At 68.6% G+C, this 12,397-nt stretch carries 11 protein-coding genes; 4 read left to right on the plus strand and 7 right to left on the minus strand.

Features of this window, described 5'->3' with window-relative positions; translation table 11 throughout:
* Nucleotides 1-5: 5 nt before the first annotated feature.
* The 3 genes from SNAS_RS27860 to SNAS_RS27870 all read right to left on the minus strand — a co-directional run bounded on the left by SNAS_RS27860 (nt 6) and on the right by SNAS_RS27870 (nt 3,316).
* Entirely contained in the window at nt 6-314 is a 309-nt protein-coding gene (locus tag SNAS_RS27860; protein ID WP_013020833.1) for a DUF7677 family protein, read from the minus strand.
* A complete protein-coding gene (locus SNAS_RS27865; protein ID WP_013020834.1) occupies nt 311-2,545 on the minus strand; it encodes a tetratricopeptide repeat protein in 2,235 nt (744 codons plus the stop codon). The genes SNAS_RS27860 and SNAS_RS27865 overlap by 4 nt, the downstream gene beginning before the upstream one ends.
* A gap of 90 nt (nt 2,546-2,635) precedes the next feature.
* The gene (locus SNAS_RS27870; protein WP_013020835.1) at nt 2,636-3,316 is read right to left on the minus strand and encodes an exonuclease domain-containing protein; all 681 of its coding nucleotides are present in this window, start codon (nt 3,314-3,316) and stop codon (nt 2,636-2,638) included.
* Nucleotides 3,317-3,387: 71 nt separating this feature from the next.
* Here SNAS_RS27870 and SNAS_RS27875 point away from each other — a divergent pair, with 71 nt between their 5' ends.
* The 3 genes from SNAS_RS27875 to SNAS_RS27885 all read left to right on the plus strand — a co-directional run bounded on the left by SNAS_RS27875 (nt 3,388) and on the right by SNAS_RS27885 (nt 6,921).
* Nucleotides 3,388-4,134, plus strand: coding sequence for a GntR family transcriptional regulator (locus SNAS_RS27875; RefSeq protein ID WP_013020836.1), 747 nt, complete (start codon nt 3,388-3,390; stop codon nt 4,132-4,134).
* An 86-nt stretch (nt 4,135-4,220) separates the two neighbouring features.
* Nucleotides 4,221-5,333 carry a TIGR03364 family FAD-dependent oxidoreductase gene (locus SNAS_RS27880; protein ID WP_013020837.1) on the plus strand — a complete coding sequence of 371 codons (1,113 nt, stop codon included), beginning with the start codon at nt 4,221-4,223 and terminating at the stop codon, nt 5,331-5,333.
* A 118-nt stretch (nt 5,334-5,451) separates the two neighbouring features.
* The gene (locus SNAS_RS27885) at nt 5,452-6,921 is read left to right on the plus strand and encodes an alkaline phosphatase family protein (RefSeq protein ID WP_013020838.1); all 1,470 of its coding nucleotides are present in this window, start codon (nt 5,452-5,454) and stop codon (nt 6,919-6,921) included.
* A 3-nt stretch (nt 6,922-6,924) separates the two neighbouring features.
* Here SNAS_RS27885 and SNAS_RS27890 read toward each other — a convergent pair whose 3' ends face one another.
* On the minus strand, nt 6,925-7,674 hold the full coding sequence (locus tag SNAS_RS27890; protein WP_013020839.1) for a maleylpyruvate isomerase family mycothiol-dependent enzyme: 750 nt from the start codon (nt 7,672-7,674) through the stop codon (nt 6,925-6,927).
* 54 nt (nt 7,675-7,728) lie between these two features.
* Here SNAS_RS27890 and SNAS_RS27895 point away from each other — a divergent pair, with 54 nt between their 5' ends.
* The gene (locus SNAS_RS27895; RefSeq protein ID WP_013020840.1) at nt 7,729-8,772 is read left to right on the plus strand and encodes a UDP-N-acetylmuramate dehydrogenase; all 1,044 of its coding nucleotides are present in this window, start codon (nt 7,729-7,731) and stop codon (nt 8,770-8,772) included.
* 36 nt (nt 8,773-8,808) lie between these two features.
* On the opposite strand, the gene SNAS_RS27900 is transcribed toward SNAS_RS27895, so the two are convergent.
* Genes SNAS_RS27900 through SNAS_RS27910 form a run of 3 tightly spaced genes read right to left on the minus strand, consistent with a single transcriptional unit; the run spans nt 8,809 to nt 12,243 of the window.
* Nucleotides 8,809-9,165 carry a hypothetical protein gene (locus SNAS_RS27900; RefSeq protein ID WP_013020841.1) on the minus strand — a complete coding sequence of 119 codons (357 nt, stop codon included), beginning with the start codon at nt 9,163-9,165 and terminating at the stop codon, nt 8,809-8,811.
* 46 nt (nt 9,166-9,211) lie between these two features.
* Nucleotides 9,212-11,554, minus strand: a complete 2,343-nt coding sequence (locus tag SNAS_RS27905) for an FtsX-like permease family protein (protein ID WP_013020842.1) — start codon at nt 11,552-11,554, stop codon at nt 9,212-9,214.
* Entirely contained in the window at nt 11,551-12,243 is a 693-nt protein-coding gene (locus tag SNAS_RS27910) for an ABC transporter ATP-binding protein (RefSeq protein WP_013020843.1), read from the minus strand. Before SNAS_RS27910 ends, SNAS_RS27905 begins: the two co-directional genes overlap by 4 nt.
* Nucleotides 12,244-12,397: the final 154 nt, after the last annotated feature.

The following is a 12,397-nucleotide window of genomic DNA, read 5'->3' on the forward strand; positions in this document are numbered from 1 at the left end:
CCGCGTCAGTAGAGCTTGGCCTCCCAGTCCTCCAACGGTCGCTCGCCTTCTGGCCAGGTACCGGTGAAGTACCGGTAGATCCACAGTGCCGCACGACGTTCGGCGTACTTCTCGTTCACGGGTTCGCCGTCGTCGTCGAGCTCCAGCACGTTCGCGAAGACGGCGAACAGCGACTCCATCTGGCTGGGAGACTCGCGCAGCTCGTCCCAGTAGTCAATGTCCTCAAGCAGCGGGTTCCCCACCGACCCCCGGGCCACCCAGCCCGCGAAGCGCCGCAGCGCGCCGGAGGTTCCGTGCGACAGTTTCCCGGTCACAGCCGCCTCAGCCTTTCCTCCACAGCGGATAGTTCCGTGTCGTGGGTCGCCGTGTACAGGTCACGCAGTCGCTCAAGACACGTGCGTTCCAGTTCGGTGTCGCCGCGCGCTTCGGCTACGAGCGCCAACTGCCGCAGGGCGCTGATTTCGATGCGGTACCACTTCTTGTACGCCAACACGTCCACCGCGGCGGTGACGACGGCGAAGGCTTCGTCCAGTCTGCCCAGTCGGCGCAACGCCTCGCCGAGGTCGGTGCGGATCGTGGCTACGTCGCGGTCGTGGTCGGTACCGACCATGCGGGATTCGGCTTGCCGCAAGTGTTCCGCGGCTCCGGTCAGGTCACCGAGTTTCAGCAGGCACCGGCCGATGAAGTGGAGCTGGAGCGTGACGCCGCGCTGGCTCGCGCGACGACTTTCGTCGGGGAGATCGGTTCGCTCAGCTTGCGACGCGAACAACGGTATTGCCTGCCGGTAGCAGTCGATTGCCTCCCGGTACTGTCCCTTGTAGCTGTACCAGCGTCCGGTGAACTCGATCGCTGAGGCGCGCAGGTCCGGGCCGATACCGTCCGCCATCGGCAGTTCCCGGGCTCGCGTCAGTTCACGCGCGGCCTCGTCGAACAGCCGATCCGGCTCGGTCGCGATCGCGGCGTTCTCCATCAGTGCCCGCGCGAGGAAGGCACGAAACCGTACTTCCGCGGCCGGGTGCCCCGAATCGACGGCGGCGGTGACGGCGAGCCTGCTGGAATCGAGCCAGTCCTCCAGGTACCGGCCGCCGATGTACATGACCCACATCGACTCGCCGAGCCGCATCACCAGGTCGTACCAGCCCTCATCGAAGCAACGGCGCTGGATGGCGAGCAGGTTGTACCGTTCGGCTTCGAACCAGTCGCGGGCGTCGCGCTTGTTCTCGTCCTTGTCGTCGCCCGTGGTGAACGGCGGTCGCCGTGACGGTTCGGTGGCGAACACCCGGGTGCGGTTCGGGATCATGGTCTTGTCGGCGCTGTGAGCCCATGCCGCGTACCAGCTGGCCAGTACCTTCAGCGTTTCACGCTCCGCTCGTGGACCGTCCACACTGATGGCGTGCCGACGAGCGTGCGCGCGCACGAGATACGACAGCTTGTACCGGTCTGTCTGGAGCGGTTCCAGCAGATGGTGCTCGAGAAGGTCGATCAGCGGCGGCTCACCCGTGCCGCTTGGATGCTGCGCCAGGGCGAGGATCGCGTGCTTCGAGACGTCGCCTTCCGGATGCCAACTCAGGGCGCGGTACAGGCGGGCGGCTTCCGGTGTCAGTGAATGGTAGGCCCGATCGGCGACCATGCCCAGAATGGAGTCCTGATCGACGGGACCCTCGGCGCCGTCGATTTCGGTTCGCAGCCCCGCCAACACGTCGGCGATCCGGATGCTGTCGTGGCGGCGAACCGGGCCCACCGCGATACCGATCACCTTGGGCACTCCGCCGCACAGGCGGACGAGTTCGGTGACCTCGGCCCGTTCCGCCTCCGCTTCCCCGGAACCGATCAATATGGACACCAGCTCGAATGCCGAGGCGTCGTCCAACGGTTCCACCGACAGGTGTTCCTGGTCCATGGCATACTCGCCGCCGCCGTGGCCGGTGATGATCAGGGCGCTGCCGACATACTCGGGCCGCAACTGCGCCACTTCCGCGTCGGTATTGACGTCATCGGCGACCAGAAGCACCCGCTTACCCCTGAGCCGGGCGCGCAGTTGTTCTCGCCGTCCGGGCAGGTCCTTCGCCAGTTGCCAGTCCTCGCAACCGCACTGGCCCAGGAGCTGCGCGAACGCGGCGTTCATTCCCACGCCGCCGTTGGCTCGGTGGGCGCCCAGGTTGACGTGCATCGTGCCGTCCGGGAAAAGCTCCCCGGCGACCTGGTTACCCCACCGCGCGACAAGAGCGGACTTCCCCACCCCGCCGAGGCCACCGATCGCGACAAGCGCCGCGCCCGACTTCCTCGGCTTGGTGACCAACGCGGTTAGTTCGGCCATTTTGTCCACTCGGTTGACGAATATCTCCGGCGCCTGTGGCAGTCCACTGGGACGGATCTCGGGCAGGTCGTCGAAACCGCGTACGGCGGTGTGCACATTGGTGACAGTGATGGTGTGCCCCTGGTAGAGGTTGCCACCCACCGGCCCCGAGGAATCGTTGCGGACCACCGGTTCGGGCTTCGCGTCGCCGCGGCCCTCGGCTTCCGGTTCCTGATCGTCCGGTTCCACGTATGCCCTCCCGCATGGTGTCCTCAGTCACCACTCTACGCGTCGGGCACCGCGACAGTCCTCACTGGCGTCGTCGACACCAGCCGACGCTCAGCGCTGCAACGGCCAGCGCCGGTCGATAGTCTCCTGTTTGCCCTGTCGCCGGAAGTACGCCTCCAGGCTGGCCGCATCGTCGGCGTGCCAAGCGATCTGGGCCGTGTGGAGTTCGGTGATGTTCATGGCCGCCAGCGCTTTGTGGCGTTGGCCGATCGCGCGGGCCAGTGAGACCGCGGCGCGGGCGTCGGCGTCGGCACTGTGGGCGCCCGAGAGGTCGACGTCGTAGTGGGTGCACACCGCCGACAGGGTTCGCTTGCCGCGCCGGAACTTGTCGGCCTTCTTGTCCAGGACGAACGGGTCGAGGACTTTCAGGCGCTCCCACGGGACCTGGGGTAGCGAGTACCGGTCCAGTTCGTGCGACAGGAGGGTGAGGTCGTAACCGGCGCGGTAGACCACGACGGGGGTGTCCTCTTCGGCCGCCTTGGTGAGCGCTCTGCCGATTTCGGACAGTGCCAGCGCGGGTTCGGTGCCGTTGGCGCGGGCGTGTTCGGTGGAGATGCCGTGGACGTTGCTGGCCGCCGCCGGTATGTCGATGCCGGGGTTGATGAGCCAGCTGGCCACGTCGTCACCGTTCACTATGGCGGCTGTGACGATGCGGGCCGTCGTCGTGTCGATGCCGGTGGTCTCGGTGTCGAATCCCAGTAGTGGGCCGGTATGCCACGTCGAGTCATCCATGTGCGACACCTTAGCGGGAGGCACTGACCGGTTCGTGTTTCGAACAGCGGGTCACCGCCTAACCTTGTCGGATGCTGGAAAGTGGTCAGGTGCGGCGGGGTGTACCCGAACATGGCAGGGTGCCCAAGTACTTCGCGGTGAAGGCTCGGCTGGTGACCCTGATCGGTGAGATCGGCGAGGGTGAGATGTTGCCGCCGGAGCGGGAGCTGGCGGCGCGGTTCGAGGTGAGTCGTGCCACGGTGCGGCAGGCGATCTCGGAGCTGATCCTGGAGGGACGGCTGGCGGCGCGGCAGGGACGGGGAACCTATGTGGCCCCGCCCAAGACGATTCATCCGCTGGAGCTGGTGTCGTACACCGAGGCGGTGGCGAGCATGGGACGCAGACCCGGGCGGCGGGTGGTGTCGGCCGAGCGGATCGACGCCAGCGACGAACTCGCCGAGCGGTTGCGGATCGGCAAGCGGGCCAAGGTGATTCACCTGGAGCGGGTGTTGCTGACCGATGAGGAGCCGACCGGTTTGGAGAGCACCTATCTGCCCGCGGCGCGGTTTCCGCGGTTGCTGGAGGTCTTCGATCCGGCGGCGTCGCTGTATCGGTGTCTGCAGGACGAGTTGGGTGTGGTGTTCGACGAGGCGGACGAGCGGATCGAGACCGCGTTGGCCTCGCCACGGGAGGCGCTGTTGCTGGAGACGAATCCGGCGCAGCCGATGTTGCTGTTGCACCGGGTTTCCTATGACCCGCAAGGGGTTCCGATCGAGTTGGTGCGGACGTTGTATCGGGGAGACCGGATCGGGTTCTCGACCCGGTTGCGGGCTCGCTGAGCCGGAGTTGACGGTGGGTGGTTCGGACGGGTACTGTCTCGTTTCGGTAAAAGGTCCAGACCTTTCGAGTTCGTGGAGGTTCCACCGTGCGCATCGTCGTCGTCGGAGGCGGGGTACTCGGCACCATGCACGCCTGGACGGCCGTGGCCGCCGGGCACGAGGTCGTCCACATAGAGCGGGAGCCCGAGGGACGCGGGGCCTCGGTGCGCAACTTCGGGCTGGTCTGGGTTTCGGGGCGCAGCGCGGGGGTGGACCTCGAGACCGCCCTGCGGGGACGGGAACTGTGGCAGTCCATTGGGGATCAAGTGCCCGGCGTCGGTTTTCGCGGGATCGGGTCGCTGACGATCTGCCGCACTCCGGCGGAGGTGGCCGTCGCCCAGGCCGTCCTCAACGACACCCGGCGGGGGTTCTCGCTGCTGGAGCCGGAGGAGGCGCGGGCGCTGAATCCGGTGCTGCGCGGGGACTTCATGGCGGCGCTCCACTGTGAGCATGACGCGGCGGTGGAGTCGCGGGTGGCGTTGCCCGCGTTGCGGGCGAAGCTGGCCGAGTCGGGGCGGTACCGCTTCGTCGGCGGCCGTGAGGTGCGCACCGTCGCCGCCGGGCTGGCCCGCGACGACCACGGCGAGATCCACAACGCCGACCAGATCGTCGTGACGCCGGGGGCCGCGCACGCGGGACTGGTGCGGGAGCTGGCCGGGCCGACGCCGCCGATCCGGCGGGTGCGGTTGCAGATGATGCAGACCGCGCCGCTGGCCGAGCGGGTGACGACCGCGATCGCCGACGGCGACAGCTTCCGCTACTACCCCGCTTTCGCCTCGGAGGCACTGGATCGGTTGCGGGGCGTCCAGAAGCAGACCCCCACGGCGGCTGCGGAGAGGATGCAGCTGCTGCTGGTGCAGCGGCTGGACGGCAGCCTCACCATCGGCGACACCCACGAGTACACCGAGCCCTTCGCCTTCGACGTCACCGAGGACGCCTACGAGCACCTGCGCGACGTGGCCACAGCACTTTTGGGGCGCGAGCTGCCGCCGATCCGGCGCCGCTGGGCCGGGGTGTACTCGCAGTGCCTCGACCCGGAGGCGACGGTGTTTAGGGCCAGCCCGGAGGCCGGGGTTCACCTGGTGACGGGGCCGGGCGGACGCGGCATGACCTGCTCCCCCGCGATCGCCCAGGACACCGCCGCCGAGCTGGGCTGGTAGAACGTCGCCGCCACAAGCGTTCACGTAGCTGTCGCCTACATGACGCACAGTCGTCCGACCACTCCATTAGCATTCAGAGTCGTCAATGCAATTGGTCTAGACCAATCTTGGAGACTCCATGAGAAGACGACACCTCCTCGGCATGGCCGCCGCCGCGACCGCCGCGGCCGCGCTGCCCCTCTCCCCGGCACGGGCAGCCGAGACATCCCCCAAGGTCCTGGTGATCGGCGTCGACGGTTTCGTCGCCGACCGGGTCCGCGACGCGAACGCCCCCACCCTCGCCAAACTCCAGGACACCGCCCTGGACGCGCGCAGCCTGCTGTACACGCAACCCATGGCGCCCACCAGTTCCGGGCCTGGCTGGTCGACGATCCTGACCGGCGTGTGGCCCGACAAGCACAAGGTGGTCGACAACTCCTTCGGCGGCAACGACCTCAAGTCCTATCCGGACTGGCTGTCCACGGCGAAGGCCGCCCGACCCGAGATCCAGACCTGGGCCGCCGCCGACTGGAAACCCATCGGCGATCACCTGTTCGGCGACGGCATCGACGCCACGATCGTGCTCGACGGCGACAAGGACGGGTACGTCGAGCACGACGCCACCATCGCCGATGAGACCGAGGCGCACCTGGCCAAGGACGCCGCCGACGCCACCTTCGTCTACTTCGGTCAGCTCGACATCGTCGGCCACGCCGACGGATCCGGCTCCCAGAACTACCTCGACGAGATCGCCGTCGTGGACGGCTTCGTGTCCCGGCTGCTGGCCGCGGTCGAATCCCGGCCCACCCGGGCCGAGGAGAACTGGCTGATCATGCTGACCACCGACCACGGACACCTCGACTCCGGCGGCCACGGCGGCGACTCGCTGATCGAACGCGGCACCTTCATCCTGGCCACCGGCGACGGCATCAGCGCCGCCAAGCCGGTGACGACGCGGCTGGTCGACGTCGCCGCCTCGGCGCTGATCCACCTGGGCGCCACGCCATCCGACACCATGGACGGCCGAGCAGTGACCCATGAGGACTCAGACCCGTTCCAGACGGTGAAGCTTCAGCCGGCGGTCACCGAGGACATCGACGCCGAGATCCTCGGCTGGTCCCCGGAACTGCCGCAGGGCTGGAGCCGCGACAACGCGAAGCTGCCCGAGGGCGGCGTCACCGAATGGGCGGGCTGGAGCCTGGTGTCCGACGCGTTCTGGTCCTCGGCGCAGCGCGGCCAGAACCGCGAGACCTTCGTGCGCGGCCGGGGCACCTTCGCGGTGGCCGACAGCGACGAGTGGGCCGACACCGACGCGGCGTCCGGCAAGACCTTCGACTCAACACTGTGGACCCCTCCGGTGGCCGCCAACGCGAAGGTCACCGTCCGGTTGACCCACCTCTACCGGCAGGAGGGCGAGCAGCGCGGCGAGATCCTGGCCAGCTGGGACGACGGCGAACCGCAGGTCGTGCGCACCCTGTCGACCGACGTCAACGGCCCCGACGCGATCGACGTCGACCGCCCCTCGGACGCGCGCGAGGTCAGGATCGGGTTCCGGCTGACCGGCGTCAACAACTGGTACTGGGCCGTCGACGACGTGCGCGTCGCATAGCGCTCACCGCACCCGCAGGGCCTTGAACAGGGTCTCGTCACCGGCGAGTTCGAGCACGCTGGTCTGGACCCGGCCCCACAGCGCCAGATACAGGTCAGAGGCGTTTCCGGACGCGCTGGCCTGTATCGCGGTGTTGTCGACGTCGACGCTGTCGGGGTCGAGCAGCGTCTCGCGGCCCTCGCGCAGCCGCACGAACCAGTGCCGGTCGATGTCGCGGGCGAACAGCTGCACCACGCCGGTCGCGGTCGATTCCTCGCGGCGACGGCCCCACGGGATGAAGGTGTCGAAGACCTCCTGGATGCCCTCGGCCGCCGCCCGGGAACCGATGGGTTCGGCCGCGGCGAAGGCCATCTGGGCGTCCCAGCGGTGAACCGCCGTCTCACACATGAGCCTGCGGATCCAGAACCGCGCGATACGGGCATGCGGCCCCGGTACCCACGCGGGGTCGTCCAACCGCACTCCGTCCAATGTCGTCGTCAGTTTCCGCACGGCGGTGTCGTACTCGGCCAGCACGTCCTCGCCGAGATCGAAGTCACCGTCGCCCTTGCTGTCCGCGGGCGGCGCCGCCGTCGCGGTGACCAGACGTTCGTAGTTCAGGAAGACCCGCGCGACGTGCGCGACCAGATCCCGCAGACTCCAACCCGGGCAACTGGGGACTTCCCGGTCCAGCTCGTCGGCCACGGCCGCTTCCCGCAGGCGGTCCGAGTCGGCCCGCCAGGCCATCAGGAAGGCGTTCTTGTCCCATCGAGTCATGTCTGCTACCGCCCAAAGTCCGCAGGTTCCGGGACCAAGCTTAAGCTCGTCGTCGTGTCTGACGCTAACCTCACCCCGCTGGCCACACTGACGACCTTGCGCCTCGGCGGACCCGCCAAGCGCCTCGTCGAAGCCGCCGACGCTCGTGAGCTCGTCGACGTAGTACGAACGGCCGACAGCGCCAACGAACCGGTGCTTTTGGTCGCCGGGGGCAGCAATCTCGTCATCGGCGACGCGGGTTTCGACGGCACCGCCGTGGTGATCCGCTCCAGCGGCGCCGAGGTCGCCGTCGACGGCGACGACGTCCTGGTGACGGTGGCCGCCGGGCACAACTGGGACTCGCTTGTGGAGCGCGCGGTGGCCGAGGGCTGGTCCGGGATCGAGTGCCTGTCCGGGATTCCCGGTTCGGCCGGGGCGACGCCGATCCAGAACGTCGGCGCCTACGGGCAGGAGGTCGCCGAGACCATCGAGACGGTGACGGTCTACGACCGCGAGCTCGGCGAGACCGTGGTGTTCACCGCCGCCGACTGCCGCTTCGCCTACCGCGACAGCGTCTTCAAACACAGCGACCGGTTCCTGGTCCTGGACGTGCGGTACCGGCTGCGGCGGTCGCGGCGCTCGGCGCCCATCCGCTACGCCGAGACCGCTCGCACCCTGGGCATCGAAGCGGGCGAGACCGTCGATGCGACCGTCGCCCGCGAGACGGTCCTGAAACTGCGGCGCGGCAAGGGGATGGTGCTGGACGCCGCCGATCACGACACCTACAGCGCCGGTTCGTTCTTCATCAACCCGGTGGTGGAACCCGACGTCATCGACGTCATCGCCGCCAAGGCCGGGAAGCCGCCGCCGAACTGGCCCGCGGGCGACAAGGTGAAGACCTCGGCGGCGTGGCTGATCGCCCAGGCCGGGTTCGAGAAGGGATACGGCCACGATGGAGTGTCCATTTCGACTAAACACACGCTGGCGCTGACCAACCGGGGCGACGGGACCACCGCGGCACTGCTGCGGCTGGCCGACGAGGTGCGCGCGGGAGTCGAGGCGGCCTTCGGTGTGCGACTGCGACCGGAACCGACTCTCGTGGGAACCGACTGGGTTTAGTGCCGCAACGGCGTCGGTCGCCGTTGCGGCACCATGTCAGGACGGCGACGCCTGAGCTAGGAAGCCGCTGAAGATGTACAGCACCTGGTCCAGGAACTTGAATCCGGTTGACGTGTATGTACGCGCCTCTTCACCGCCGCATATCTCCATGTTTGAGGCATGCGGAAGATCGGTGGTGGAGATGTTCCACATCACGGCAGCGAATACGACACAGATCAGTCCGACCTTGAGCCAACGGGGAAGCGTGAACCGCTTGATCGGTCGGACCATGAGAAAGGTCATGGCGATCAGCAGGGTTCCTGAACTCACCTTTCCGGCGCCAAGCAGCACCACGCCACACATTCCGGTGAGGACGATTCCGGTCCACATCGATATCTTCTTGAAGGTGTCCATGAGGGATGTCTCCTTGTTCGAGAACAGACAGTTCGGTGGCCCGGGACTACTCGGTCCGCAACGCTGTGGCGGTACGGGTTCTGGCCGCCCAGCCCGCGGGCAGCAGCGCTCCCAGGACCGCGATCACCAAGCCGCCCAAGGCGAACAGCGTCAGGTCGCCGGGCCGGTAGATGTCCAGCACGGCCGAAGGCAGCGTGTAACCCGCCGCCTCGCCCATGTCGCCGACGATCGTCCGCTGTAGATACATGCCCAGCGGCACGCCGAGCGCGCCACCGGCCAGGCCGGTCACCAGCACCGAGGCCAGCACCATCGCGACCGTCTGCCTGGGCACCATCCCGATCGCCTTGCACACCCCCAGATCCCGCACCCGGTCCCGGGTCTCCAGCACCACGGTGTTGAGGACGCCCATGGCGGCCACCGCGATGAGCAGCAGCGTCAGCAACGCCGTCAGCGAGTTGATGATCAGGACGTACTCGTCGGCTTCCTCCTGGAGAACGACCGCCTCGGCGCTCAGGTCCTCCAGCTCCTTGTTGAGCGTGTCGGCGTAGTCGGCGGCGTCGGTGCCCGCCTTGACGTCGATGTTGAACTCCGTGGGTGTCAGCTTCGGATCGGCGTCGGTGAGCGTGTCGAGGTCGGTGAGGATCTGCATGCCCCGGTCCTCGGTGTTGAAGACCTCGCCCGCGATCGTCACGGTGATGTCCTCGCCGTGCGAGGTCAGCGTGATGCTGTCGCCGACCTCGGTCTCGGTGGCCTTCAAAAACGGCGTCGACACGACGATCTCACCGGCGCCGTCGAACCAGTCGCCGGAGACCATCCGGTAGTCGTACACCGACTTGTCACCGGTGAAGCCGTACGCCTCGACCGAGCCGGTGACGCCGGGGACGGCGACCTGGGTGCGGGCCAGGCCGCCCGAACCGGTGGTCGCGTCCTGGTCGTCGATCGCGGCCATGACGGCGTCGGCGTCGATCGTCGGCGGCTTGCCGGAGGAGTCCGGCGGTCCGTGCGGATACACGGCCACATCGCCGAAGACCTGGGTGGCCTGTACCTGTGCCAGCGAGGTGCTCAACCCGGCGGCGAAGGTCACCGCCGCGGCGCCGAAACCGACCGCGACCAGGATCGCCAGTGCCCGGCCCGGCCTGGCGAACGGCTGGGCCAGGCCCAGCGTGATCGAACGCGGCAGCGGCAGCCGGGCGCACACCCGGGCCGCCAGACTCCCCCGGCCGCCACCCTTGGTGCGGCCCACCGACAACGCGTCGACGCTGCGCAGCCGTCCGGCCCGCAGTGCCGCCGCCCAGGCCGTCACCGCCACGATCGCCAGGCCGCCGCCGAAGCCCAGGACGTCGATCCACCACACCACACCGGAATCGGAGGTGCCGTACAGCCGGTTGGTCTGCCCCAGCACCGGCTGGGTCAGCAGATTGCCCGCCACCACGCCGATTCCGGCGCCGATCGCGGCCGGGATCAACGCCTGCGCCATATAGGACCGGACCACCTGCGCCGGGGTGAAGCCGAGCGCCTTGAGGATCCCGATCCGGCGGGTGGCGCTGCTGACGGCGCCGGTGACGATGTTGCCGACGATGAGGACGGCCATGAACACGCCCAGCACGCCGAACACGATCAGGAACGGCACCAGCAGTCGCGCCTGCCCGGTAGCCCGGTCCTTTGTGCTCAGCCAGGATTTGGTTCCGGTGACCGCCTTGTCGGACACGTCCGCCATGACGGCGTCACGGCCGTCGTCGACCTGCGCCTTGGTCGCGGCGGAGTCGAAGCGGTACAGCATCTGGTAGCCACCGTCCTGTCCCGACGGTGTCAGCTCCTCGATCTGTTCCGGCACAACCCAGGCGTCGGCGCTCTCGCTGACCGAACGGGCCAGGCCGACGATCTTCAGCGTCGGCTTGCCCGGCAGGTCCGGCACCTCGATCTCGCCGCCCACCTGCGTCGCCGCCATCTCGCCGCCGGCGCCGCTGTTGTCGAACAGCACGATCTCGCCCGGTTTCTCCGCCCACCGGCCCTCGGTCACCGTGACCTTGTCGACCGCCCCGCCGGGTTTCTCGCGTCCGGCGACGGTCAGCGACGGCAGTCGCATCCCCCGGTCCAACAGCGCGTCCACCGGAACCGTCCGAAACGGACCCTCCGCCTGACTCACCGCGTCGTCCTCGGCAGTCGCCTCCACTTCGGATTCCGTCACCTTGCCCGCGTCGAACTGCGCGATCAGGTGCGCGCCATGCTGTTGCTTGAACGCGCGGTCGAACGGCGCCTGCGAGGCGACCACCAGCGTGCCGCCCAGCACCGCCGAGGCGGTCGCCATCGCCACCACCAGCACGATCACGAGCGTCTGCACCTTGCGGCGCCCGACGCCCGAGCGCACCACCTTCCCGGTTCCGCTCATCGCACCGGCTCCATCGCGGTGTCGGCGGCGACATGACCGTCCACAAGCCGCACGGTGCGGGTGGCGCAGGCCTCGGCCAGCGCCAGGTCGTGGGTGACCAGCACGATCGTCTGGCCGTCAGCGTGCAGTTCGTTGAGCAGCTGCCGCACCTCCAGCCCCGAAGCCGAGTCCAGGGCGCCGGTCGGTTCGTCGGCCAGCAGCAGTGTCGGACGGTTCATCAGCGCCCGCGCCACCGCGACCCGCTGCCGCTCCCCACCCGACAGCCGGGCCGGATGCGCGGCGGCCAGCCGCTTGATGCCCAGCGAGTCAAGCAGTTCCGCCGCCCGCGACCGGGCCTCGCGGCGTCGCATCCCGGCCAGCAGCGCGGGCAGCGTCACGTTGTCGGCCACGGTCAGGTCGTCCAGCAGATTGAAGAACTGGAACACCATCCCGACCTTGGCGCGCCGGTACCGGGCCGAGGCGGCCTCGGACAGCCCGTCCACCCGGGTGCCGTCCACCGTGACGGTGCCCTGGCTCGGCCGGTCCAGCCCCGCGATCAGGTTCAGCATGGTGGACTTCCCGCTGCCGGACGGCCCGAGGATCGCGACCGCCTCGCCCGCGCCGACCGTCAGCGACACGTCGTCGAGGGCCGGGGGCCCCTCGTCGTAGCGGCGCGTGGTCCCGCGCAGCTCTATCACCGGGGTGGACATCGTGGATCTCCTTCGTTCGTCGACAGAGCGTCTGACGCTACGATCGGTGCCACCTCGGCCGCGTCGGTCGCGAGAGCCAATTGCGGTACCGCGCCGGGAGCCGCCCGCGCGCGGGTCATCCTCGCGATGTAGTCGGTGGATGTACCGCCCCTCG

The organism is Stackebrandtia nassauensis DSM 44728 (assembly GCF_000024545.1).
Taxonomy (GTDB): domain Bacteria; phylum Actinomycetota; class Actinomycetes; order Mycobacteriales; family Micromonosporaceae; genus Stackebrandtia; species Stackebrandtia nassauensis.